Genomic DNA, 23,746 nt, shown 5'->3' with positions numbered 1-23,746 from the left:
CACACTGTAAGCGCCTTATTGACGGATGTTCAATAGTCGGCGAACAGCTCGACGAACCGGCGGAGCAGGTGTGGCGGCTCGGTGACCGTCGCCGCGCGGGCGCCGTCCACGAGGACCTGCTCGTCGGCCGGCTCGAAGTAGCCGTATCCGGCGTAGACGTGGATCCGGGTCACGATCCCCTCGACGTCGAGCTCGGGGTGGAACTGCGTGGCGTAGACGTTCCTCCCGAGCCGGAAGGCCTGGACCGGGCAGCCCGCCCCCTCACCCAGCAGTACGGCGCCTCGCGGCAGCCGGCTGACCGCCTCCTGGTGGCCGAGGAAGGCCTCGAAGGTCTCCGGCAGGACGCCGGTCAGCGGGTCCTCCCGGCCGGCGTCGGTGAGGGCGACCGTCACCGCGCCGATCGGCTCGGCGTACGTGCGGTCGACGACGCCGCCGCGGAGGGTGCCCAGGGTCCCGATGCCGTAGCAGGCGCCGAGGAACGGCGAGTCGCGCTCGAGCACCCGCTCGGCGAGCGCACGCAGCTCGGCCTCGACGCGTCGCTGGGTGTCGCTCTTGGCGTCCTCGGGGTCGCTGATGTTGAACGGACCGCCGCCCAGCACGATCCCCGACCAGGCGTCGAGGTCGACCTCCCCCAGCTCGTCCCGCTCGAGGCGGACCCGTCGTACGTCACGCTCGTCGAGACCGGTGAAGCGGAGGACGGCGTCGTACTCGCCGTCGGCCGCGAGGTCCTGCGCGCGGGTGCCGAGGAAGAGGAACGGCTTCACACCTGGACCGCTACCCCCCGGGCGATCAGTCCATCCACGTCCGCGATGCCCCAGGCGGTCAGGGCCTCCCGGGTCTGGCTGCCGGCCTCCGGGGCGGGCGCGCTCCCGAGGGTGGCCTCGGTGCGGGAGAAGCGGGGCGCGGGCGTCGGCTGCAGGGTGTCGTCCTTGGTGACGAAGACGCCGCGGGCCTTCAGGTGCGGGTGCTCCGCGGCCTCGCTCATCGGCAGGATGCCGGCCACGCACGCGTCGCTGCCCTCGAACACCTCGACCCACTCGGCCTGGGTTCGGGTGCGGAAGGTGTCGGCGAACAGCTGGCGCATCTCGTCGTACCGGTCGAGGTCGTACTGGCCGGGGACCACGTCCTCGACGCCGAGGAGCTTGATGAACGTCGCCCAGAACTGGGGCTCGAGCGCGCCGACGGACATGTGCCGGCCATCGCTGGTCTCGTAGAGGTCGTAGAACGGCGCGCCGCCGTCGAGCAGGTTGGCCGCGCGCTCCTCCTTGAACGTGCCGGCCCCGACGAACGCGGCCGTCATCGCGTTGAGGTGGGCGGTGCCGTCGACGATCGCCGCGTCCACCACCTGCCCCTGCCCGCTGACCTTCGCCTCGAGGAGCGCGGCCAGGATCCCGATGACGAGGTACGTCGAGCCGCCGCCGAAGTCGCCGAGCAGGTTGGTCGGGAAGTGCGGCTTGGTCTTGTCCTGCCCCAGGCCGAACAGCGCGCCGGTGATGGCGACGTAGTTCATGTCGTGCCCGGCGGCGTGCGCCAGCGGTCCGTGCTGCCCCCAGCCCGTCATCCGGCCGTAGACCAGCCGCGGGTTGACCTCCGCGAAGTCGTCCGGACCGATCCCGAGCCGCTCCGCCACCCCCGGCCGCATCCCCTCGACCAGGACGTCGGCGTCCCGCACCAGCTCCCTGATGGTGGCGATCGCCTCCGGGTCCTTCAGGTTCAGCGCCACGCTGGGACGGCCGCGGTTGAGGATGTTCTTGGCCCCGCCGGCGAGCAGCTGCCCGCCCGGACGCTCGACCCGGATGATGTCGGCCCCCAGGTCGGCCAGGATCATGCACGCGTGCGGGCCCGGCCCGATCCCCGCGATCTCCACGACCTTGACGCCCTTCAGCGGGCCGGTTCCCTGTCCCAGCTCTACCGTCATGCGGTTGATGATGACAGTTTTACTGTCACGTTTGTAGGGGGTCTCGGTGGGTGGTGGCGGGCCGGCCGTCGGTTCCGGGCACAGCGGTGAGTAGTCCACCGTTCCGGGCCGGCCACTGGTGGATCAGCCACCGGCGTACCGGCGTGTTGCGGCGACACGCCCGGGGGGCGGTGAGCTGTCCACCATCCGCGACGGCGAAACGGTGGACTGCTCACCGCCACCATGCCGGCCCACCCCACGTCCACAACGCATCCCCGCGAGCACGCCGTCCACAGGCCCCGCGCAAGCCGACCCGCGACTGTCCCACACGAGCTGCGATGGTCGGATGCGAGCACTTCCCGATCTCCTGCTACACGGTCCGTTCACCCGGGCGACCGCCCGCGAGCTGAAGGTCAGCGACCGGATGCTCGAGGGCCGTCGCTTCGTGCGGGTGCTTCCCCGGGTCTGGCGGCACCGTGACCATGTCATGACGGAGGAGGACTGGGTGCTCGCCGCCCGGCTCGCGCTGCCCGACAGAGCCCGCCTGACCGGCATCAGCCGCATCCAGCAGCTCGGCCTCGACTTCGGGCCACGACTGCCCGTTCGGTTCGTCGTCGAGGGCGACCTGCACCTCGCGCACCACGAGGTCTTCCTCCACCGGACCGTGCGGCTGCCACCGACCGACGAGGTCGGCGTGACCCCGGCGGCCGCCTACCTCGCCTACTGCGCCCGGGCTCGGGTGGTCGACGCGATCAAGGTCGGCGACTGGCTGCTGCGCCACGGGCACGTCACCCGCGACGAGATCCGTGCCCTCGCCGCAACCCAGCTGTGGCGCGACGGGGCGAACGAGGCGATCTGGGTCCTCGACCATCTCGACGGTCGGGCCCGGTCGCTCCCGGAGTCCGAGACCCGGGCCGTCCTGGTGTTCGCCGGTCTTCCGGTCCCCGAGGTCAACGTGGCAGTGCCGGTCGACGAGGACGTCGAGGTGGTCGTGGATCTCGCCTACCGCGTCTACCGGCTGCTGGTCGAGTACGAGGGCAGCCAGCACCAGGAGGACCGCGACCAGTACAACTCCGACATCGACCGCTACGCCGTGTTGCGGGACGCGAGCGCCGGCTACGGCTACGTCCAGGTCACCCACGAGAAGCTCCGGCACGCCCGCACGTTGGTTGGCGAGGTCTTCCGCGCACTGGTCCGCCGCGGGTACGACGGCCCACCGCCCACCTTCGACGGCCTCTGGCCCCTGCTCTTCAGCCGCCTGTCGACGGCTGTCGGCCCGCGAGAGCGTCCGTACTCCTCGGCCAGCGGTGAGTGATCCACCGTTCGCTCGGGCGATTCGGTGGGCAGCACACCGCCGTACCGGCGTTTCTCGCTGACGCGCCGCGCGGGCGGTGAGTCAACCACCGTTCGGGGGCGCAGAACGGTGGATAGCTCACCGCCCCCGGGGGCACGCACCGCCACCCCCCCCCCCCCCCCCGGCCCAGCGGGACGGCCCCTACAGCACCCGCCGCAGGAACTGCCGCGTCCGCTCCTCGCGCGGGTCGGAGAAGATCTCGGCGGGCGGGCCCTGCTCGAGGATCCGCCCCTGGTCGAGGAAGCAGACCTTCGTGGCGACCTCGCGGGCGAAGGCCATCTCGTGGGTGGCCAGGACCATGGTCATGCCGGCGGCGGCCTCGGCGCGGACGATCGCGAGGACCTCGCCGACCAGCTCGGGGTCGAGGGCGGCGGTGATCTCGTCGAGGAGCAGGACCTGGGGGCGGGTGCAGAGGGCGCGGACCAGGGCGGCGCGCTGCTGCTGACCGCCGGAGAGGCGGTCGGGGTGCTGGTCGACGTGCTCGCCGAGGCCGAAGCGGGTCAGCAGCTCGCGGGCCTGCGCCTCGGCCGCGGACCGCGAGATGCCGTGGACGCGGCGCGGGGCGAGGGTGCAGTTGTCGAGGACCGACAGGTGCGGGAAGAGGTTGTAGGCCTGGAAGACCATGCCGATCTGCTTGCGGACCTCGCGCGGGTCGACCAGGGGGTCGGAGATCTCGCGGCCCTCGAAGCGGATGACGCCGTCGTCGATCTCCTCGAGCAGGTTCAGGCAGCGCAGCAGGGTCGACTTGCCGGAGCCGGACGCGCCGATCAGGCAGACGACGTCGTGCGGCGCCACGGTCAGGGCGATGTCGTCGAGGACGACGCGGTCGCCGTACGACTTCCGCAGGCCGGAGACCTCCAGCAGCCCGGTCACAGCGCCCCCGCCCTCTCGCGCGCGAGCGCGCGGCGCCCGAGCCAGTCGGTCACGCGCGCCAGGGGGATGGTCATGGCGATGAACATCGCGGCGACCACGACGTACGGCGTGTAGTTGAAGAGGTAGCCGGTCGAGTCACGCGCGGCGAAGACCGCGTCGAACACGCCCACGATCGAGACCAGTGCGGTGTCCTTCTGCAGCGAGATGAAGTCGTTGAGCAGCGGCGGGGCGACCCGGCGCACGGCCTGCGGTACCACCACGAACCGCATCGACTGGGCGCGGCTGAGACCGAGCGCGGAGGCGCTGTTGAGCTGCGAGGGGTGGATCGACTCGATGCCCGAGCGGAACACCTCCGCGACGTAGGCGCCGTACGAGAGCACGAGGGCGACGCCGGCCCAGACGTACCGGTCGTTGGTCAGGCCCTGCAGCTCCAGGGCGGGTACGCCGAAGCCCAGCAGCAGGACCAGCAGCACGGTCGGGACGCCGCGGAACAGGTCGACGTACAGCACGGCCAGCACCCGCGCCGGCGTGAGCCACGGCGAGCGCGCGGTCCGCGCGAGCGCCACCGCCAGACCGAGCACGAGGATGAACACCTCGCAGATCAGGAACAGCTTGATGTTGATCCACAGGCCGTCGAGGATCGCCGGGAAGGTCTCCCGGGCGACCCCCGCGTCGAAGAAGGTCGAGCGCACCGTGGCCCACCCCGGCGACGAGGTCAGCCCCACCGCCACCGCCGCGAAGACCGCGACGGTGACCGCGGTGGCGATCAGCACCGACCGCCGGCGCAGCGACCGGCGGACCTGCCGGCGCTCGAGCTCCCGGGCGCTGGGCTGCCAGGTGCTCACTGGAGCTCAGGCACGTCCACGACGTCGGAGAGCCACTCCTGCTCGATCTCGTCGAGGGTGCCGTTCTCGCGCAGCGCGGCGAGGGCGTCGTTCACGCACGGCACCAGCTCGCTGCCCTTCTCGAAGAGCAGGCCGAACTCCTCGGTGTCGCCGACCTCGGGCTGGAACTGGCCGACGATGGTGGAGTCCTCGATCTCGACCGCGGAGATGTAGAACGCGGTCGGCAGGTCGGCGAGGACGGCGTCGATCTGGTCGTTCTGGAGGGCCTGCTTGGCGGCGTTGGTGTCCTCGAAGACGGCCGGGTCGGTGCCGGGCTCGATCACGTCGCGGATGGCGGTGAGCGAGGTGGTCCCGGTCTGGGCGCCGAGGCGCAGGTCCTTCAGCTCGGCCAGCGTGGTCGCGTTGGCGGCCTTGCTGCCCTTGAGCGCGACGACGGCCTGGGCGGCGGAGTAGTAGCCGTCGGAGAAGTCGACGACCTCGGCCCGCTCCGGGGAGATCGAGATCTGGTTGATGTCGAAGTCGAAGTTCTTCTCGCCCGGCGCGTACGACGTGTTGAAGGGCACCTTCACCCAGGTGACGTCGTCCTTCGCGAAGCCGAGCTCGTCGGCCACGGCGTACGCCACGGCGGACTCGAAGCCCTTCTCGTTGGTGGGGTCGTTGTCGGTGAACCACGGCTCGTACGCCGGGGAGTCGGTGCCGATTGTCAGCTGGCCGTCCGTCTTCAGCGCCAGGTCGTCGACGCCGCAGGCCTCGCCGCTCGCGCCGGAGTCGCCGGAGGAGTCCGCGGCGGAGTCGCTGTCGTCGACCGGCGCGCAGGCGGAGGCGGCGGCGAGGGTCAGCAGGACGGGCACGGCGAGGGCGGTACGACGCAGGCGCATGGAGGAATCGTAGGGCCGCAGGTCGGCACCTCGGGCCAGCCCTCCGGCACTTGAGGTGGAGGTCACGTCCCCACCGGACCGGCGAGCGTGGTCGCATGACGATCCTCCTGTCCGACCCGCGGGTCGCCGCGGTCCCGGTCCACGAGTGCGGCGAGCCGCTGGTCCGCCTCGACGCCGGCTTCGGCCCGGCGCGGGCGCTGGTGCGCGCCGGCCTCGCCGACCGCCTGGTCGCGGCCCGGCACGCGCTCCCACTCGGCGTCACGCTCCGAGTGGTCGAGGGCCACCGCTCGGTGAGCGACCAGCGGGCCATCATCGAGCGGTACGACGCCGAGGTGCGCGCGGCCCACCCGCACGCCGACGCGACCGAGCGGGCCCGCCTGGTGAGCCGGTTCGTCTCCCCCGTCGACGTCGCGCCGCACGTCGCGGGCGCCGCCGTCGACCTGACCCTGGTCGACGCCTGCGGGGACGAGCTCGACCTCGGCACGGCGATCGACGCGACCCCGGAGCAGTCCGACGGCCGGTGCTTCACGGCCGCGGCCGGCATCGGCGCCGACGCCCGGGCGCACCGCGACCTGATGGCGCGCGTGCTGGGCGGGGCCGGGCTGGTGAACTACCCGACCGAGTGGTGGCACTGGAGCTTCGGCGACCGCTACTGGGCGCTGGCGACCGGCGCCGCGGCGGCGTCGTACGGACCGCTCGACGTGGCAGTCGCGGCATGAGCGCCGTGGCCGCGACGACGTACGCCGCCCCGCGGGTGAGCGCCCCGCAGCTCGTCGTCGACCCCGCCGCGATCGCGGCCAACACCCGCCTGCTCGCCGCTCGCGCGACCGGCGAGCTGATGGCCGTGGTCAAGGCCGACGGGTTCGGGCACGGCGCCGTCACCGTCGCTCGCACCGCGCTGGCCAACGGCGCCACCGGCCTGGGCGTGACGAGCATCGCCGAGGGCCTCGCCCTGCGCGAGGCCGGGCTGCGGGCGCCGGTGCTGAGCTGGCTGAACCCGGTCGACGCCGACTTCGCCACGGCCGTGGCCGCCGATCTCGACCTGGCCGTCCCGAGCGCCGCACACCTCGACGCGGTCGTCCGGACGGCGCCCGGCGCCCGCGTCCACCTGCACCTCGACACCGGCCTCGCCCGCGACGGAGCGGAGCCGACCTCGTGGGCCCGCCTGTGCCGCACCGCCCGGCGGGCCGAGCAGGCCGGGCTGCTGACAGTTGTGGGCGTGATGGGCCACCTGGCCTGCGCCGACGAGCCCGGCCACCCGTCGAACGCGACCGGTCGGACCCGGTTCGCCTGGGGCCTGGAGACCGCCCGGGCGACCGGGCTGCGGCCCGTCGTACGGCACCTCGCCGCGACCGCGGCCACTCTCACCGATCCGCGCAGCCACCACACCACGGTGCGGGTGGGCGCCGGCCTGGTCGGCATCGACCCGTCGGGGAGCACCGAGCTGACCTGGGCGATGACCCTGAGCGCCCCGGTCGTGTCCGTCCGGCGGGTCCGCGCCGGGACGCCGGTCGGCTACGGCCACAGCTGGACCACGCCGCGCGCGACCACGCTGGCCCTGCTCCCCCTCGGGTACGCCGACGGCCTGCCCCGCGCCGCGTCGGGGCGCGCGGAGGTGCTGCTCCGCGGGCGCCGCTGCCCGGTCGTGGGCCGGGTGTCGATGGACCAGGTGGTCGTCGACGTCGGGGACGAGCCGGTGCTGGCCGGCGAGACCGCGACGGTGCTCGGCCCCGGCACCGCCGGCGAGCCGACCCCCGCCGACTGGGCCGCCTGGTCCGACACCCTCCCCCACGAGGTGGTCACCGGCTTCGGGCCGCGGATCACCCGCGGCACCGTCGTGTCGTCGCTGCGAGGCGTGCGATGACCCGCGTGGCCGTCATCGGCGGCGGCGCGAGCTGCGAGCACGACGTCTCGTTGGCCTCGGCCGCCGGCGTCGCGGACGCCCTCGAGGAGCGGTACGACGTCGTCCGCCTCACCGTCGGGCGGGCCGGCGAGTGGGAGGGCGGCCTCCCCGCCGCCGTGGCGCAGCTGCAGCGCTGCGACGCCGTGGTCCCGGTCGTGCACGGCCCGCTCGGCGAGGACGGCACCCTGGCCGCGCTCTGCGAGCTGGCCGGCGTGCCCTACGTCGGCTCCGGGGTCGGCGCCGGCGCGCTGGCGATGGACAAGTGGGCGACCAAGCTGGTGGCGAACGCGGTCGGCGTCGCCACGGCGCCGGGCGTGCTGCTCACGGCGGCCACCGCCGCGGCGTACCGGTTCACGCACCCGGTCGTCGTCAAGCCGGTCGCCGCCGGCTCCAGCCACGGCGTCTCCCTCGTCCGGACCGCCGAGGAGCTCGCGCCGGCGCTGGCCGCCGCGCTCGCGCTCGACGACCGCGTGCTGGTCGAGGAGCTCCTGGTCGGTCGGGAGATCGACGTCGCGGTCCTGCGGACGCGGGACGGGCTCGTCGTCTCGCCCGCCCTCGAGATCGTGGTGGACGGGCTCTTCGACTTCGACGCCAAGTACGGCGGGTCCGCCGACTTCCGGGTCCCGGCCGTCCTCGAGGACCCGGACCGCAAGGCGCTGGAGGACGCCGCCGTCGCGGTGTACGACGCCCTCGGCTGCGCCGGCGTGGCCCGCGTCGACTTCTTCTGGACCGCCGACGGTCCGGTGCTCAACGAGGTCAACACGATGCCGGGCTTCACCGAGCACTCGCAGGTCCCGCGGATGTTCGCCGCCGCCGGCCTCGCCTACGCCGACCTCGTCGACCTGCTGGTCCGGGACGTCCTGGCGTGAGGATCCAGGGCCTGGACCTGCTGAGAGGGATCGCCGTGGGGCTGGTGGTGCTCCGGCACGCCCTCCCCGACCTCGCGCCGGGCGCCGGCGTGGTCGGGGTGGTGATGTTCTTCGCGCTGTCCGGCCACCTGATCACCGGGGTGCTGCTCGGCGAGCTGCAGCGGACCGGGCAGGTCGACCTGCGGCGCTTCTACGTACGCCGGGCCCGCCGGCTGGTGCCGGCCCTGCTGCTCGTGGTGGCCGGGGTGGCGCTGGTGACCCTGCTGCTGGACCCCCTCGGCGACCGGTCGTCGCTGGGCAAGGACGTGCTGGTCGCCCTCACCTGGACCGGCAACCTCCCGCGCCTGACCCCCGACGGCGCGACCTTCCACCTGTGGACGCTGGCCACCGAGGAGCAGTTCTACCTAATCTGGCCGGCGCTGCTCGCCCTCGCGTTCCGGCGCCGGCTGGTGCTGGTGCTGCTGGTCGCCGCGACCGCCGTCTGCCTGGCGGCCTGCCTGGTGACCGTCCTCTGGCTGCACGCCGAGCCCGATCTGGCCTACGCGCTGCCGACCTCCTGGGCGGTCTGCTTCGTGATCGGCGCGGCGAGCCGGATCCTGTCGCCGCGGCTCGCCGTACCGTCGTGGGCGCCGGGGGCCGCGCTCGCCGGCCTGGCACTCCTGAGCGTGATTCCATTGCGGGGTCATGCGCTCACCTACCTCGTCGCCGGCCCGGCCGTCGCGCTGCTCACCGCCGTGCTGCTCCTCGCCTGGCGCGACTGGACCGACGTGACCGCGCCGACCCTGCGACCGCTGGTCGCCCTCGGCACGATCTCGTACGGCGCCTACCTGTGGAACTACCCGCTCACCCTCTGGCTGCGCCCGCACGGCGAGTACGCCGGCCTGCTCGCCGCGGCCCTGACCGTGCCGCTGGCGCTGCTCAGCTGGCACCTGGTGGAGAAGCGGTTCGCCCCCGCCCGCACCCTGGTCGCCGCGTGAACGAGCAGCAGTGGCAGCGCTGGCTGCCCGACGCCGCGCTCGGGCTCGCCGTCCTGGTCGCCGGGCTGGTGGAGGCCACGGGCCGCGACTACGTCACGACGTACCGCCCTGCCCTGGTGCTCGTCGCCCTGGCGATGGGCCTCGCGGTCGGCCTCAGCCGGGCGGCTCCGGCCGCCGCGCTGACGCTCGTCTGGGGCATGGGCGTGCTGCAGGTCGCCGGGAGCGTCGACCTGATGATCGTCGAGCTCGCCATCGCGGTGGTGGCCTTCGGCTGCGCCCGCTGGGGATCGACGGCGACCGTGTGGCTCAGCGCCCTGTCGATCCCGGCCGCCGCCGCCATCACGGTCGTCTACATCGGCCTCTTCGGACTCGGAGTCCTGGCGGAGAACGCCGGCCTGGAGACGCTGGTCCGGCAGAACTACAGCTACGACGACGCCTGGCAGGTCGCCGCGGCGATCATGGGGATGTCGCTGCTCGGCGTCCCGTGGCTGGCCGGCCTCGCCCTGCGGTACGTCGCCCGCGCGCAGTCCTCGCAGGCCTCCCAGGAGGTGGCCGAGGACGAGGCCGCCCGGGCCGTGCACGACCGCGAGCAGGCCGAGGAGATCGCCCGGCTCCGTGAGCAGCAGACCCGGCTGGCCCGCGACGTGCACGACGTCGTGGGGCACTCGCTGGCGGTGATCCTGGCCCAGGCCGAGTCCGCGCAGTACCTCCCCGACGCCGACACCCAGGCGCTGAAGAGGACGATGGAGACCATCGCGACCTCGGCCCGGGCCTCGCTGCAGGACGTCCGCCAGGTGCTGACCACCACCCAGCAGCCCGCTCCGACCCGGCCGGGCGGGCTGGACAGCCTGATCGAGGGCGTCCGGGCCAGCGGCCACGAGGTCGCCGCGACCGAGGTCGGGCAGGTGCAGCCGCTGCCGCCCGAGCTGCAGACGGTCGCCTACCGGGTCCTGCAGGAGATGCTCACCAACGCCATCAAGCACGGCCGCCGCGACGCGCCGGTCCGGGTCGAGCGGCACTGGCCGGACGGGTCGTGGGAGCACGAGCTGCGCCTCGAGGTCCGCAACGTCAGCCCGGCCCCCGACGAGACCCAGCCGCTGAGCGCCGTCGACGACGGCTCCGGCCAGGGCCTGGAGGGGATGCGCCGCCGCCTCGACTCGATCGGCGGCCGCCTCGACGTACGGCGGCGCGAGGAGCCCGAGGGGCCGACGTTTACGGTGACGGCGTGGATACCGGTGCGACCGACGTGACCGCAGACCCCGAGGGCATCCGGGTGCTGCTCGTCGACGACCAGGAGCTCTTCCGCGCCGGTGTGGCGGTGATCGTCGACGCCCAGGACGGCATGAGCGTCGTCGGCCAGGCCGGCGACGGCCTGGAGGCGGTCCGGCTGGCCGACGAGCTGCAGCCCGACGTGGTGCTGATGGACGTGCGGATGCCCGAGATGGACGGCGTCGAGGCGACCCGGCAGCTGTTCCTGCCCGACCGGGTCTCGCGCCGGGCGAAGCCGCTGCGGGTCGTGGTGCTGACCACCTTCAACCTCGACGACCGCGCCGCCACGGCCATCCGGTACGGCGCCAGCGGGTTCCTGCTCAAGGACACCACCCCGGTGATGCTGCGCGACGCGATCCGCACCGTGCACGCCGGCAACGCCGTGCTCGCCCCGCAGGACCTCTCGACGCTGCTCGACGGCCAGTTCCAGGCGGCGGCGCCGACGCCCGCGTCGTACCTCTCGCTGACGGAGAAGGAGCGCGAGGTGTTCGCCGCCGTCGCCCGCGGGCTCTCCAACACCGAGATCGCCGGGCTGGTCTTCGCCAGCGAGTCGACGGTGAAGACCCACGTGGGCGGGATCCTGCGGAAGCTGGCGCTACGCGACCGGGTCCAGATCGTCGTCTTCGCGCACCAGCACGGGCTGTCAGAGACGCGCTAGCGGATCTGACGTTGGTGGTCGAGCGAGCCGCGCGACTGAGGAACGAAGTCGCGGCCGGCGTGTCGAGACCCGTCAGTCCGTAGCAGCCCCGCCCATCGCACCGCCAGCACGCAGAGCGCGGCGGGCAGGACCAGCGCGAGGGTGAGCGAGGTGCCGGCGGCCAGCCAGCCGATCAGCGCCGGGCCGGCGAGCAGGCCGAGGTACCCGGCGCCGACGATGCGGGACATGATCACGCCGCCCCCGCCGGCCGACATCGCGCCGGCGGCGCTGAAGATCTGCGGGACGGTGCCGGACAGACCGAGGCCGAAGAGCGCCCAGCCGACCAGGGTCAGCGGCAGCGCCGGCGACAGCACGGCGACGAGCATCCCGGCGCCGGCGACCAAGGCGCCCCAGCGGACGACGGCCACCGCGCCGATCCGGGCGGTCACCCGGTCGGCGACCAGCCGGCCGGCGGTCATCGCGACGGCGAAGGCGGCGTAGGCCAACGCGGCCAGCGACCCGGCGTCGAGGTGGTCGCGGGCGTGCAGCGCGCTCCAGTCGGCCGCCACGCCCTCGGCCAGCATCAGCACGAAGGCGAGCAGGGCCAGCCCGACGATCCGCCGCGTCTCGGGAGGGACGACGGCCACCGGCTCCACGGCCTCGTCGGCCGCGGCCGCGTCGTACGGCGGCAGCAGGCCGGGCAGCGTGACCGCGGCGACCGCGGCCCCGGCGATCGCCGAGCCGGCCAGGTAGGGACCGAGCGGCACGTCCTGGCCGCGCGCGATCGCCCCCACCCCGGCGCCGATCGCCCCGCCGATCGACCAGCAGGCGTGGAACCCGGACATCAGCGGCCGACCGTGGGCCCGCTCGACCTGGACCGCGTGGGAGTTCATGGCCACGTCGAGCGCGCCGTTGCCGAGCCCGATGGCCAGCACGGCGAGGGCCAGCGTTCCGGCACCGGTCGCGAGCGACGGCAGCGTGACCGCGACCGCGAGCATCGCCACCGCCGTCATCGTGACGACCCGGCTGCCGACCCGGTCGACGGCCCAGCCGCCGACCTGCATGGAGACGAAGGAGCCGAGCCCGAGCAGCAGCAGGATGCTGCCGAGGCTGGCGTGGCTCAGCCCGGCCCGGTCCTCGACCTGCGGGATGCTCACCACCCACGAGGCGAGCAGGAAGCCGTTGACGCCGAAGGCCGCGATCACCGCGATCCGGGCGCGGAGGATCCGGGTGTCGGTCGAGGTCATGCCGCCACCACCCGGACGCCGAGCTCGTCGAGCCGGGCCGCCTCGTCGGCGGTGAGGACCTGGTCGGTCACCAGCACGTCGAACTCCCCCGGGTCGGCGAACCAGGCGAAGGCGGAGCCGCCCCACTTGCTCGCGTCGCAGACCAGCACCCGGCGCTCGGCGGCGCGCATCGCCGCCTGCATCACAGCCGCGTCGCCCAGGTCGAAGGCGGTCGCGCCGCGCAGGTCGAACCCGCAGGGCGAGACGACGGCGGTGTCGACCCGCAGCCCGGCGAGTGCGCGTTCGGTCATCGGCCCGACGAAGGACAGCGACCCGGGGCGCAGGTCGCCGCCGGGCACGGTCACGTCGAGGCCGTCCCGCCCGGCGAGCGCCTCGGCCACGGTGAGCGAGAGCGGGACGACGCGGTGCGGACCGGTCAGGCTGCGGGCCACCTCGGTGCCGGTGCTGCCGCTGTCGAGGATCACCGCCTCGCCGGGGGCGAGCAGGGCCGCCGCGGCGTGGGCGACGCGGTCGCGGCCGGCCGCGTTGGGGTGCGGCTGCGCGCCCGGCACGACGTCCACGCCGCGCAGCCCGGGTCGCCGGGCGCCGCCGTGCACCCGGCGTACGGCGCCGCGCTCGTCGAGCTCGGCCAGGTCGCGCCGGACGGTGGCCTCGGAGGCGCCCACCAGGGCGACCAGCTCGGCCACGGTGGCGCTGCCGGTGGCCAGCACCCGGTCGGTCAGGGCCTGCTGGCGCTCGTCGGTCCGCATGCCGCGACCTTAGACGCCATCTGATCGAACGGTCAAAGCGTGCGCGAACGCTCAGACCGAGCGGGTCACCCGTGCCGGGTTGCCGACCGCGATCACGCCCGCCGGCAGGTCCTTGGTCACCACCGACCCGGCCCCCACCACGGTGTCCGCGCCGATGGTGACCCCGGGGCAGACGATCACCCCGCCCCCGAGCCAGACGTTGTCGCCGATGGTGATCGGCTCGGCCGCCTCCCACTTGTCGCGCCGCGGCCCGGGCTCGACCGGGTGGGTCGGCGTCAGCAGCTGCACGTTCGGCCCGATCTGCACGTCGTCGCCGATCTCGATCCGGGCCACGTCGAGCGCGACCAGCCCGAAGTTCACGAACGTCCGGGCGCCGATGCCGATGTTGCGGCCGTAGTCGACGTACAGCGGCGGCCGGATCTCCGTCTCCGCGCCGATCGCACGGAGCAGCTCCACCAGCAGCTCGCGGCGCCGCGCGCCCTCCCGCGGCCCGGTCGCGTTGACCGCGGTCATCAGGTCGCGGGCGGCGTACGACGCCTCCTCCAGCTCGGGGTCGTCGGCGATGTAGGCGTCGCCCGCCTCCATCCGCTCGCGCATGGTCCGGTGGTCGCGCTCGTAGGCCGTCATGGGCCCGACGCTAGCGACTAGCCCGTGGACCGCGTCTGGGCGGCGATCGTCTCGGCGTACCACTGGAACGACCGCTTGGGCGTCCGGTCCTGGGTCTCCGGGTCGACGTGCACCAGGCCGTACTTCGAGCGCAGCCCGTCGGCGGACTCGAAGCTGTCGAGGAGCGACCAGTAGTAGTAGCCGCGCACGTCGACGCCGCGCTGGACGGCCTCGGCGACCGCCCGCAGGTAGACGTCGAGGTAGTCGATGCGCACCTGGTCGTCGACAACCCCGTCGGGGCCCGGCGGGATCGAGTACGACGCGCCGTTCTCGGTGATGATGATCGGCGGCAGCGCGGCCCGGAAGCGGGCGCGGAAGATGATCAGCCACTCGCGCAGCGAGTCGGGCACGACCGACCAGCCGGCGTCGGTGACCGGGTAGCCCAGCAGCGGCCGCCACTCGAAGGGGAGCAGCGCGTCCTCGCGGGTCGCGCCGACCCGCTGCGGGCTGTAGTAGTTGAGGCCGTAGAAGTCGAGCGGCTGGCGGATGGTGACCAGATCGCCGGGCTCGATGAACTCCTCCATCATCGGCGCCAGGTCGACGGGGTAGCGGCCGAGCAGCATCGACTCCAGGAACACGCCGTTCCAGATCGCGTCGAAGAGCTTGGACGCACCGACGTCGGCGGGGTCGTCGCTGGCCGGCCAGATCGAGGCGTGGTTGTTGGCGCAGCCCACGCTGGTCGCCCCCGCGCCCCGCAGCGCGATCGCCGCGCGGCCGTGGGCCACCAGCAGGTGGTGGGCGACGACGAGGGAGTCGAAGAGCATCTCGCGGCCCGGCGCCTGCTGGCCGAGCCCGTAGCCGAGGTAGGCCGCGTTCGCCGGCTCGCTGACCGGCACCCAGTGCTCGACCCGGTCGGCGTACCGCTCGCCCATGGCGGCGGCGTACTCGGCGAAGCGCTCGATGGTGACCCGGTTGAGCCAGCCGCCGTCGTCCTCGAGCGCCTGCGGGAGGTCGTAGTGGTAGAGCGTCACCATCGGCTGGATGCCGGCCTCGTTGAGGGCGTCGAGGAGTCGGTCGTAGTAGTCGAGACCCGCCTGGTTCCACGCGCCCGAGCCGGTCGGCTGGACCCGCGACCAGGAGATCGAGAGCCGGTGGCCGGTGACCCCGAGCCGCTTCAGCAGGTCGACGTCCTCGGCCCAGCGGTGGTAGCTGTCGGCAGCCACCGCGCACGTCGTGCCGTCGGCGACCTTGCCCGGCTGCTGCGCGAAGGTGTCCCAGATGCTCGGGCCCCGCCCGTCGGCGTCCGCCCCGCCCTCGACGGCGAACGCCGCCGAGCTGGTCCCGAACCGGAACCCTGGAGGGAGCACCGGGAACGTTCGACTTTCGGACTCTTCCCCCATGACACCATCATGGACGTGACGGTCGAGATCCGCCGGGCTTCCGCTCGTTTTACCGAACGTGCGTCAGGCCGGGCCACCCAGCACTCCTTCTCCTTCGGCAACCACCACGACCCGGAACGCCTGCGTTTCGGGCCCATGGTCTGCCACGACGACCACCTGCTGACGGCCGGTGAGGGCTTCGACACACATCGCCACTCGGGCGTGGCGATCGTGTCCTGGGTGGTGAGCGGCGGGCTCGCCCACACCGGCGTCGGCGACCCCCTGGTCGTGGCGCCCGGACAGGTCGCGGTCCTCCAGACCGGCGACGGCGTCGACCACCCCGCGGTCGAGCACAGCGAGGTGGCCGCCGAGCCGCGGACCCGGTTCGTGCAGGTCTGGCTGGCGACCGACGAGCCCCCCGCGCCGTCGTACGACGTCTCGACGCCGACGCTCCTGCCCGGCGCCCTGACCGAGGTCGCGGCCCCGCTGCCCGGCGCCCGGTTCTCGGTCGCCCGGCTCGGGATCGGCGACACCGTCGAGCTGCCCGCCGCCGGCCGCGTCCACGCGTACGTCGCCACCGGCGCGCTGACCCGGTCGTCGCTGGCCGAGCCGCTCGTCGCCGGCGACGCGTTCGAGATGGTCGACCATCCCGCGGTCTCCGTCACCGCTGCGGTCCCCACCGACCTGCTGGTCTGGGCCTTCGGAACACCCTCGCCGGTCGAGTAGTCCGCAAGGAACGAGCGGACGTCTCGAGACCCACCGACGGGTCTCGATACGCTCGCTGGCGCTCGCTACTCGACCGACGACACCGGCCGCCGGCGCTCGCTACTCGACCGACGACACCGGCCGCCGGCGCTCGCTACTCGACCGACGACACCGGCCGCTGGCGCTCGCTACTCGACCGACGACACCGGCCGCCGGCGCTCGCTACTCGACCGACGAGACCGGCCGGACGACCACCAGGGCGGCGGGCAGCACCTCGACCACGGCAACCGGGTCGGCGAGGGTCGGCAGGTCGCCGAGCGGCTCGCCGTCCGCGCCGACGGGGATGCCGCCGCGAGCGGTGCCGTGCAGCTCGACCCGGCGTCCGGTGAGCACCGTGACCTCGTCGAGCGCGACGTGGCCGCCGTCGTAGACCTTCGGCAGGGAGCGGACCAGCTCCAGCCGGGAGGCGGCCTCGATGACGACCACGTCGAGCAGGCCGTCGTCGACCGCCGCGGCGGGCGCGATCTTCATGCCCTTGCCGTAGTACGCCGAGTTCGCGACCACGACCGTGGCCGCGGAGAAGGCGTGGGTCGCACCGTCGACGGTCACCGAGAACCGCCCAGGCTGGTAGGTGGCCAGCGAGCGTACGGCGGCCCAGGGGTACTGCAGCTGCTTCGGCGTCCACCGCATCCGGTGCACGAGCGCGGCGGCGCGGGCGTCGACCCCGGCGTAGACGGAGCCGGCGACGACGCGGGTCGTCGTGCCGGGGACGGTCCAGCCGAGCAGGTCCACCGGCGAGGCCGGGCCGTGCAGCAGCAGCTCCGCGACGTCGGGGGAGGCGGTCGGCAGGCCGAGCATCCGCGCGAAGTCGTTGCCCCGGCCGGCGGGGAGCACGGCGAGGGTGCCGCCGGCGGCCGCGACCTGGCCGGCGAGGTGCGAGAGCATCCCGTCGCCGCCGACCGAGACGACCACGTCGCCGCGACCGACCGCCTCGGTGACCAGCTCGCCCATGGCCAGCGGCCCGGGCGAGTAGGTCACGTCGACCGTCGCCCCCGCGTCGCGCAGCAGCCGCGCGACAGGTACGACGGCCGCGGGCGCCGCCCCGCCCCCGGAGGCCGGGTTGACCAGGAACGTGAAGGAGCGCATCAGTCCACCAGCACCCCGGGGTTGAGGATGCCCGTCGGGTCGAGGTCGGCCTTGACCGCGCGCAGCACCGAGACGCCCAGCGCCCCGATCTCGGCGGCCAGCCACGGCTTGTGGTCGGTCCCGACGGCGTGGTGGTGGGTGATCGTCGCGCCGGTCGCGACCAGCGCGTCGCTGGCGGCCGCCTTCGCCGCCGCCCACTGGGCCAGCGGGTCGTCGGACTCCTGGGCGGCGACGGTGAAGTAGAGCGAGCAGCCGGTCTCGTAGACGTGCGAGACGTGGCAGAGCACCAGCGTCGAGGTCCCCAGGGACGCCACGAGCGCGGCCTTCACGTCGGCGTAGAGCCGCGGCACGTTCGACCAGAAGGTGGCCGTCTCGAGCGTCTCGACCAGCACCCCGACGTCGAGCAGCGAGTCGCGCAGGTACGGCGCGCGGAAGCGCCCCTCGACCCAGGCAGGACCCACACCGGCGTCGGCCGTCAGACCGCCGAGACCGGTCAGGACCCGCGTGACGGCGTCCCGCCTGGCCGCGACCGCCTCGGGTGTCCCCTCGTAGCCGGTGATCATCAGGCACCCGCCGTGCGACGAGTCGCCGATCGCGTCCGGCCGGGCCAGGTTGATCGAGGTCTCGGCCTCGTCGGAGAGCCGCAGCACGGTCGGCAGCAGCCCCGCCTGGGCGAGGGTCCGCATGGCGTCGCGGCCGGCCTCGAAGGACGGCCAGTGCCAGCCCTCGTAGACCTTCTCGGCGGGCAGCCGGCGGACCCGGACGGTCACCGCGGTGATCACGCCGAAGGCGCCCTCCGAGCCGAGCAGCAGCTGGCGCAGGTCGGGGCCGGCGGCGTTGGCCGGGGAGCTGCCGAGCGCGAGCTCGCCGCGCGGGGTGGCGGCGCGCAGCCCGACGACCAGCGCGTCGAAGCGGCCGTAGCCGGCGCTGGACTGGCCCGAGGAGCGGGTCGCGGCGAAGCCACCGATCGAGGCGTGCTCGAACGACTGCGGGTAGTGGCCGAGCGTCAGCCCCTCCGCCGCGAGCAGCGCCTCGGCCTCCGGCCCGCGCAGCCCCGGCTCGAGGGTGGCGGTCATCGAGGTGTGGTCGACGGCCACCAGCCGCTTCATCCGGACCAGGTCGAGCGAGACGACGCCGGCGTACCCCGCGCGCCGGGCGACCAGGCCGCCGGTCACCGACGTACCGCCGCCGAAGGGGACGACGGCGAGGTGGTGCTCGACGGCGAAGGCCAGCAGCGCGGCGACCTCGTCGTGGCCGTCCGGGCGGACCACCACGTCGGGGGCGTCGGACAGGTCGCCGGCCCGCTGCCGGAGCAGGTCGGGGGTCGACTTGCCGCGGGTGCGCAGCCGTCGTACGGCGTCGTCGGTGAGCACGTGCTCGGCCCCCAGCAGGTCCACGAGCCCGGCGAGCAGGGCGGGCGCCAGCCCCGACGGCGGTACGACGACCTCCGCCACGGCCGGGCGGTCGGTCAGGCCGAAGACCAGCTCGACCAGGTCCCGGGCGGCGTCGGGCAGCGGGGCGGCCTGGGCCGGGTCGCCCCAGCGGGAGGGGTGCATCTCAACCGTCATGCGTTACAATGTGACACATGACGTCACTTCGTCACAACCCCGAGTCGGCCGCCAGCCCCCGCGACGGCTACCTGGACGCCGCCCGGGCCTGCATCCTCGACGTCGGCTGGCGCCGCACGACCCTCACCGAGGTCGCGCGCCGGGCCGGGGTGTCGCGGATGACGATCTACCGCACCTGGTCGGACATGCCGCAGCTGCTGGGCGACCTGATGACCCGCGAGTGGACCGGGATCGTGGCCGGCACGACGGGGACCGAGGGGCTGGTCGAGCGGATGGTCGCCACCATCCGCGCGCTGCGCGAGAACGAGCTGTTCGTCCGCATCGTCGAGCTCGACCCCGAGCTGGTCCTGCCCTACCTGCTCTCGCGCCGCGGCCGCTCGCAGGACCTGATCCTGGCCATCGCCGAGGAGGCGATCACCGCCCGGCAGGCCACCGGCGACGTCCGGGCCGGCAACCCCACGGCGATCGCCCGCGCGCTGGTCCTCGCGGCTCACGGGTTCGTGCTCTCGGCCCACACGATGGTCGACGACCGGGTCGGGATGCGCGACCTCGACGGCGAGCTCGAGCTCGCCCTGACCCGGATCCTGCAGCCGTGATCACCCCGGGCCTCGAGGGAGCCCCCGACGAGGTCGACCTGGTCGTCGTCGGCCTCGGGGTCACCGGCGCCGGGGTCGCGCTCGACGCGGTCACCCGCGGCCTGAGCGTGCTCGCGGTCGACGCCCACGACCTGGCCTTCGGCACCTCCCGCTGGTCGTCCAAGCTGGTGCACGGCGGGCTGCGCTACCTCGCCAACGGCCAGGTCGCCGTGGCCCACGAGAGCGCGGTCGAGCGCGGCGTCCTGATGGAGGTCACCGCCCCCCACCTCACCCGCCCGATGCCGTACGTCGTGCCCTTCGACTCGAGCGTGGGCCGGCTGATGGCCGGCGTGACCCGGGCCGGCATGTGGGCCGGCGACGCCCTGCGCCGCGGCGCCCGCACCGACCACGAGACGCTGCCCAGGCCTCGGCGGCTGACCGCCACCGAGACCCTGCAGATGGCCCCGGCCCTGCGCCGGGCCGGGCTGCGCGGCTCGATGATGGCCTGGGACGGCCAGCTCGAGGACGACGCCCGCCTGGTCACCACGATCGCGCGGACCGCGGCGTCGTACGGCGCCCACGTCCGCACCCGGGCCCGCGTGCTGAGCGCGACCGGCACCCGCGTCGAGCTGCGTGACGAGCTGACCGGCGCCACCCGCACGGTCACCGCCCGGGCCGTGGTCAACGCCACCGGCGTGTGGGCCGACACCCTGGCCGCCGAGGTGACCCTGCGGCCCAGTCGCGGCACCCACCTGGTGCTCCGCGGCGACGCGGTCCCGGGCCTGCGCGCGGCCGTCTTCTGCCCGGTGCCGGCGGCCACGAACCGGTTCGTGATGGTCCTGCCCCAACCCGACGGCACCCTCTACGTCGGCCTCACCGACGAGCCGGTCGACGGCGAGGTGCCCGACGTCCCGGAGCCGACCGAGCCCGAGATCGGCTTCCTCCTCGACGTCGTCTCCGCCGCGTTCGCCCGGCCGCTGCACCGCGCCGACGTCGTCGGGGCGTACGCCGGGCTGCGGCCGCTCCTGCACGCCGAGGACGGCTCGACCGCCGACCTGTCCCGTCGGCACGCGGTGCTCACCGGGGCGTCCGGGCTGCTCACCGTCGTGGGCGGCAAGCTGACGACGTACCGCCGGATGGCCGAGGACGCCGTCGACGCCGCCGTCGCCCAGGCCGGTCTCGACGCCGAGCCCTGCCGGACGGCCCGGCTCCCGCTGCTCGGCGCCGCTCCGCGGCGGGTCCTGGCCGAGCTGGAGGAGCCGGTCCGGCTGGTCCGGCGCTACGGCACCGACGCCGCCCTGGTCCTCGCCAGCGCCCGCGAGGTCAGCGGGCTGGGCCACGAGGAGCTGCTCGCCCCGGTCGCCGACGGCGTGCCGGTGACGCTGGCCGAGCTGCTCTTCGGCGTGACCCACGAGGGGGCGGCCGACGTGGGCGACCTGCTCGACCGGCGCACGCGGGTCGGCCTGGTGGCGGCCGACCGGGCGCTCGCCGTACCCGCCGCGGAGCGGGCGCTGGAGATCTGCGCCGCGCACCGATGACTTTCGGGGTCGACCGCTGTCGGTAGGTGGAGGCAGACTGGACGACCGGAGGATGAGGTGCGATGACCACGATCAGCGAGCTCGACGACTTCCCCACGCTCACCGAGCGCTACCAGCGCGAGCTGCTGGCCCACTGCTACCGGATGAGCGGGTCGGTGCACGAGGCCGAGGACCTGGTCCAGGAGACGTTCCTGCGCGCCTGGAAGGCCTCGGCCGACTTCCAGGGCCGCTCGTCGGTCCGCACCTGGCTCTACCGGATCGCCACCAACGTCTGCCTGACCAACCTCGAGGGCCGCCCGCGCCGGCCCCTCCCGACCGGGCTCGGCACCCCCGACGCCGTCGCCGGCGACGCGCTCGAGGCCAACAACGAGATCGCCTGGCTGGAGCCGGTGCCCGACGCCGCGGTCGTGGTCGCCGAGCGCGACTCGATCCGGCTCGCCTTCGTCGCCGCCCTCCAGCACCTCCCGGCCCGCCAGCGCGCGGTGCTGATCCTGCGCGACGTGCTCCGCTGGAGCGCCGCCGAGACCGCCGAGGCGCTCGAGACCACCACCGCCGCGGTCAACTCCGCCCTCCAGCGCGCGCACGCGCAGTTCAAGGACCGCGGGCTGACCGAGGAGAGCGTCGAGCAGGACCTCAGCCCTGAGCAGCTGCGGCTGCTGGACCGCTACGTCGAGGCGTTCTGGCGCAAGGACATCGACCAGATCGTCAGCCTGCTGACCGCCGAGGCGGTCTGGGAGATGCCGCCGTTCACCGGCTGGTACGTCGGCGCCGCGACCATCGGCGAGCTGATCGCCACCGCCTGCCCGGGCGGCAGCTACGACATGCCGATGATCGCGACCTACGCGAACGGCCAACCGGCCTTCGGCCTCTACATGCGCACCCCGGACGGCCACTTCGTGCCCTTCCAGCTCCAGGTGCTCGAGCTGGACGGCGACCGGGTCCGGCACGTGCACGCGTTCTTCGACAGCTCGCTCTTCGCGAAGTGCGGGCTGCCGCTGGACCTGCCGGCCGACTACGAGCCCGCCCAGCTGCCCGTGGGCGCCAGCCGGGGTCCGGCTCCGCAGTGACCCCGCGGCTCGACGACGCCGTCGAGCTGCTGGACCGGTCGCTGGCCTACGCCAGCGGCGCGCTGACCGGCGTCTCCACGGTCGACCTGGACCGCCCGACGCCGTGCCACCGGTGGTCCCTCGGCTCGCTGCTCGCCCACATGGACGACTCGCTCGACGCCTTCCTCGAGGCCGCCGAGGGCGTCGTCGCGGTGGCCCCGCCCGCCCCTGCCCCGGACCGGGTCGGGACGCTGCGCGAGAAGGCCTGCGCCCTGCTGGGCGCCTGGGTCGGGCCCCGGCCCGGCGAGGTCCTGGTCGGCGACGCCGCCGTGGCCAGCCGGGTCCTGGTCGCCGCCGCCGCCCTCGAGATCACCGTGCACGGCTGGGACGTCGCCGAGGCCACCGGCTCGCCCCGCCGGGTGCCCGCCGAGCTGGCCGCGGGCCTCCTCGACGCGGCCGGCGCGCTGGTCGACGCCCGCGACCGCGGGGTCCGCTTCGGGCCCGCCTACGCGGTCCCCGGCGACGCACCCCCCGACGTACGGCTGCTCGCGTTCCTGGGTCGCCGCGGCGTCGTGAATGTGACGTAGCACCTGACTGGTCCACCTGGTCGGATCCGGCCGTTCCGGCCCGAGCGGCGCCCGGCATTCCTAGGCTCATGCCCATGCGCTCGCCCGAGGTGCCCGACGAGGCTGGTCTCGCCGGGGCCCTGGGCACGGCACTCGTGCACGTCCGGGCCGGCCGGATCCAGGAGGGTCTGGCGTCGCTGACCGTCCTGCGGGAGCACCCGGACGCCTCCGCGGACCCGATCGCCGCCAGCCTGATCGCCGCCAGCCTCATCGACTGCCGGCTCGCCCGCGGCGACCTGGCCGAGGCCATGGGCGTCGGGGTGACACTGGAGCCGCTGCTGGACCGCGCCGGTCCGGCCGGTGCGGTCGCCCACCACGCCCGCGGCGAGCTGGCGACCGCCCTCGGCGAGGCCGAGACCGCCGTCGAGCACTTCTTCGCGGCCGGCGAGCGACTGGCCGAGACCGAGCAGCTGGCCGATCCCGCGCTGGTGCCCTGGCGCGCGAGCGCGGCGGTCGCCCTGGTCCGGGTCGGCCGGCACCGCGAGGCGGTCGGGCTGGCCGAGGAGTGGCGCGGGGTCGTCGCGGCCTCCGGGTCGCCGTACGCCCACGCCCACGGGCTGCGCACCCTCGCCACCGTCGGAGTCGGCGGCGACCGGATCGTGCTGCTGCGCGAGGCCCGGGCCACCCTGACCGAGGTCGTGGCCGAGCGGCTCGCCGCCCAGATCGACACCGACCTGGCCGGCCTGCTCCTGCTGGACCCCGAGCGCGCCGGCGAGGACGAGGCGCGCCAGCTCCTCCGTTCCGCCGAGGAGTACGCCGGCCGCCAGGAGCTCTGGCCGCTCCAGGGCCGGGTACGACGCCTGCTCGACCGGCTGGGCGAGCAGCCTCGCCGGGTCCGGTCCGAGGCGATGGCCACCCTCACCGCGGCCGAGCGCCGGGTGGCCCTGCTGGCCGCCGACGGGCTGACGAACCGGCAGATCGCCGAGGAGCTGGTGGTGACCGTCAAGGCGGTCGAGTGGCACCTCTCGCACATCTACCGCAAGCTCGGGATCCCCTCCCGCTCCCGCCTCGCCGAGACGCTCGGCACCCCCGTCTGAGCCGACCGATCCGACGGTAAAG

Annotated in this window: 24 protein-coding genes; 13 read left to right on the top strand and 11 right to left on the bottom strand. The window is 74.3% G+C overall.

Going from position 1 to position 23,746, the window contains the following annotated elements; genetic code table 11:
• Positions 1–29 precede the first annotated feature (29 nt).
• Both V7S47_RS09860 and V7S47_RS09855 read right to left on the bottom strand, forming a co-directional pair.
• Positions 30–764, bottom strand: coding sequence for a glutamine amidotransferase (locus V7S47_RS09860; protein ID WP_336561396.1), 735 nt, complete (start codon positions 762–764; stop codon positions 30–32).
• Positions 761–1,918: a CaiB/BaiF CoA transferase family protein gene (locus V7S47_RS09855; RefSeq protein WP_336561395.1), complete on the bottom strand. Its 1,158-nt coding sequence runs from the start codon at positions 1,916–1,918 to the stop codon at positions 761–763. Before V7S47_RS09855 ends, V7S47_RS09860 begins: the two co-directional genes overlap by 4 nt.
• Positions 1,919–2,243: 325 nt before the next feature.
• Between V7S47_RS09855 and V7S47_RS09850 the strand changes: the two genes are divergently transcribed.
• The gene (locus tag V7S47_RS09850) at positions 2,244–3,212 is read left to right on the top strand and encodes a hypothetical protein (protein ID WP_336561394.1); all 969 of its coding nucleotides are present in this window, start codon (positions 2,244–2,246) and stop codon (positions 3,210–3,212) included.
• A 180-nt stretch (positions 3,213–3,392) separates the two neighbouring features.
• On the opposite strand, the gene V7S47_RS09845 is transcribed toward V7S47_RS09850, so the two are convergent.
• Genes V7S47_RS09845 through V7S47_RS09835 form a run of 3 tightly spaced genes read right to left on the bottom strand, consistent with a single transcriptional unit; the run spans position 3,393 to position 5,847 of the window.
• Entirely contained in the window at positions 3,393–4,124 is a 732-nt protein-coding gene (locus tag V7S47_RS09845) for an amino acid ABC transporter ATP-binding protein (protein ID WP_336561393.1), read from the bottom strand.
• Positions 4,121–4,969 (bottom strand): amino acid ABC transporter permease, encoded by an 849-nt coding sequence (locus V7S47_RS09840; RefSeq protein ID WP_336561392.1) that lies wholly within the window; start codon positions 4,967–4,969, stop codon positions 4,121–4,123. The genes V7S47_RS09845 and V7S47_RS09840 overlap by 4 nt, the downstream gene beginning before the upstream one ends.
• Positions 4,966–5,847, bottom strand: a complete 882-nt coding sequence (locus V7S47_RS09835; protein WP_336561391.1) for an ABC transporter substrate-binding protein — start codon at positions 5,845–5,847, stop codon at positions 4,966–4,968. Before V7S47_RS09835 ends, V7S47_RS09840 begins: the two co-directional genes overlap by 4 nt.
• A 95-nt stretch (positions 5,848–5,942) precedes the next feature.
• On the opposite strand from V7S47_RS09835, the gene V7S47_RS09830 reads away from it, so the two are divergent.
• The 6 genes from V7S47_RS09830 to V7S47_RS09805 are packed head-to-tail and all read left to right on the top strand — an operon-like array spanning position 5,943 to position 11,523.
• On the top strand, positions 5,943–6,566 hold the full coding sequence (locus tag V7S47_RS09830) for a M15 family metallopeptidase (RefSeq protein ID WP_336561390.1): 624 nt from the start codon (positions 5,943–5,945) through the stop codon (positions 6,564–6,566).
• A complete protein-coding gene (alr, locus tag V7S47_RS09825) occupies positions 6,563–7,711 on the top strand; it encodes an alanine racemase (protein ID WP_336561389.1) in 1,149 nt (382 codons plus the stop codon). Before V7S47_RS09830 ends, alr begins: the two co-directional genes overlap by 4 nt.
• Positions 7,708–8,619, top strand: coding sequence for a D-alanine--D-alanine ligase family protein (locus V7S47_RS09820; RefSeq protein WP_336561388.1), 912 nt, complete (start codon positions 7,708–7,710; stop codon positions 8,617–8,619). The genes alr and V7S47_RS09820 overlap by 4 nt, the downstream gene beginning before the upstream one ends.
• Positions 8,616–9,596, top strand: a complete 981-nt coding sequence (locus V7S47_RS09815) for an acyltransferase family protein (RefSeq protein ID WP_336561387.1) — start codon at positions 8,616–8,618, stop codon at positions 9,594–9,596. The genes V7S47_RS09820 and V7S47_RS09815 overlap by 4 nt, the downstream gene beginning before the upstream one ends.
• On the top strand, positions 9,593–10,846 hold the full coding sequence (locus tag V7S47_RS09810; protein WP_336561386.1) for a sensor histidine kinase: 1,254 nt from the start codon (positions 9,593–9,595) through the stop codon (positions 10,844–10,846). The genes V7S47_RS09815 and V7S47_RS09810 overlap by 4 nt, the downstream gene beginning before the upstream one ends.
• The gene (locus tag V7S47_RS09805; protein ID WP_336561385.1) at positions 10,822–11,523 is read left to right on the top strand and encodes a response regulator transcription factor; all 702 of its coding nucleotides are present in this window, start codon (positions 10,822–10,824) and stop codon (positions 11,521–11,523) included. Before V7S47_RS09810 ends, V7S47_RS09805 begins: the two co-directional genes overlap by 25 nt.
• On the opposite strand, the gene V7S47_RS09800 is transcribed toward V7S47_RS09805, so the two are convergent.
• The 4 genes from V7S47_RS09800 to V7S47_RS09785 are packed head-to-tail and all read right to left on the bottom strand — an operon-like array spanning position 11,520 to position 15,471.
• A complete protein-coding gene (locus V7S47_RS09800) occupies positions 11,520–12,749 on the bottom strand; it encodes an MFS transporter (protein WP_336561384.1) in 1,230 nt (409 codons plus the stop codon). The two genes, V7S47_RS09805 and V7S47_RS09800, sit on opposite strands and share 4 nt — an antisense overlap.
• Positions 12,746–13,498, bottom strand: a complete 753-nt coding sequence (locus tag V7S47_RS09795) for a DeoR/GlpR family DNA-binding transcription regulator (RefSeq protein ID WP_336561383.1) — start codon at positions 13,496–13,498, stop codon at positions 12,746–12,748. Before V7S47_RS09795 ends, V7S47_RS09800 begins: the two co-directional genes overlap by 4 nt.
• 51 nt (positions 13,499–13,549) lie before the next feature.
• The gene (locus V7S47_RS09790) at positions 13,550–14,125 is read right to left on the bottom strand and encodes a sugar O-acetyltransferase (protein ID WP_336561382.1); all 576 of its coding nucleotides are present in this window, start codon (positions 14,123–14,125) and stop codon (positions 13,550–13,552) included.
• A 17-nt stretch (positions 14,126–14,142) separates the two neighbouring features.
• Entirely contained in the window at positions 14,143–15,471 is a 1,329-nt protein-coding gene (locus tag V7S47_RS09785; RefSeq protein WP_336561381.1) for a GH1 family beta-glucosidase, read from the bottom strand.
• 48 nt (positions 15,472–15,519) lie between these two features.
• Here V7S47_RS09785 and V7S47_RS09780 point away from each other — a divergent pair, with 48 nt between their 5' ends.
• Positions 15,520–16,209, top strand: coding sequence for a pirin family protein (locus tag V7S47_RS09780; RefSeq protein ID WP_336561380.1), 690 nt, complete (start codon positions 15,520–15,522; stop codon positions 16,207–16,209).
• A gap of 201 nt (positions 16,210–16,410) precedes the next feature.
• Here V7S47_RS09780 and V7S47_RS09775 read toward each other — a convergent pair whose 3' ends face one another.
• Positions 16,411–17,334 (bottom strand): diacylglycerol kinase family protein, encoded by a 924-nt coding sequence (locus V7S47_RS09775; RefSeq protein WP_336561379.1) that lies wholly within the window; start codon positions 17,332–17,334, stop codon positions 16,411–16,413.
• On the bottom strand, positions 17,334–18,902 hold the full coding sequence (locus tag V7S47_RS09770; RefSeq protein ID WP_336561378.1) for an FAD-binding oxidoreductase: 1,569 nt from the start codon (positions 18,900–18,902) through the stop codon (positions 17,334–17,336). Before V7S47_RS09770 ends, V7S47_RS09775 begins: the two co-directional genes overlap by 1 nt.
• A 17-nt stretch (positions 18,903–18,919) precedes the next feature.
• Here V7S47_RS09770 and V7S47_RS09765 point away from each other — a divergent pair, with 17 nt between their 5' ends.
• The 5 genes from V7S47_RS09765 (at position 18,920) to V7S47_RS09745 (ending at position 23,724) form a co-directional block, all read left to right on the top strand.
• A complete protein-coding gene (locus V7S47_RS09765) occupies positions 18,920–19,498 on the top strand; it encodes a TetR/AcrR family transcriptional regulator (RefSeq protein ID WP_336561377.1) in 579 nt (192 codons plus the stop codon).
• Positions 19,495–21,015: a glycerol-3-phosphate dehydrogenase/oxidase gene (locus V7S47_RS09760; RefSeq protein ID WP_336561376.1), complete on the top strand. Its 1,521-nt coding sequence runs from the start codon at positions 19,495–19,497 to the stop codon at positions 21,013–21,015. The genes V7S47_RS09765 and V7S47_RS09760 overlap by 4 nt, the downstream gene beginning before the upstream one ends.
• A gap of 62 nt (positions 21,016–21,077) precedes the next feature.
• Positions 21,078–22,082: a sigma-70 family RNA polymerase sigma factor gene (locus V7S47_RS09755; protein WP_336561375.1), complete on the top strand. Its 1,005-nt coding sequence runs from the start codon at positions 21,078–21,080 to the stop codon at positions 22,080–22,082.
• Positions 22,079–22,648, top strand: a complete 570-nt coding sequence (locus tag V7S47_RS09750; RefSeq protein WP_336561374.1) for a TIGR03086 family metal-binding protein — start codon at positions 22,079–22,081, stop codon at positions 22,646–22,648. The genes V7S47_RS09755 and V7S47_RS09750 overlap by 4 nt, the downstream gene beginning before the upstream one ends.
• Before the next feature lie 74 nt (positions 22,649–22,722).
• Positions 22,723–23,724 carry a LuxR C-terminal-related transcriptional regulator gene (locus V7S47_RS09745; RefSeq protein ID WP_336561373.1) on the top strand — a complete coding sequence of 334 codons (1,002 nt, stop codon included), beginning with the start codon at positions 22,723–22,725 and terminating at the stop codon, positions 23,722–23,724.
• Positions 23,725–23,746: the final 22 nt, after the last annotated feature.

The sequence above is a fragment of the Nocardioides sp. CCNWLW216 genome (assembly GCF_037120545.1).
Lineage (GTDB): Bacteria > Actinomycetota > Actinomycetes > Propionibacteriales > Nocardioidaceae > Nocardioides > Nocardioides lianchengensis.
This window is presented reverse-complemented; position numbering and strand designations above follow the sequence as displayed.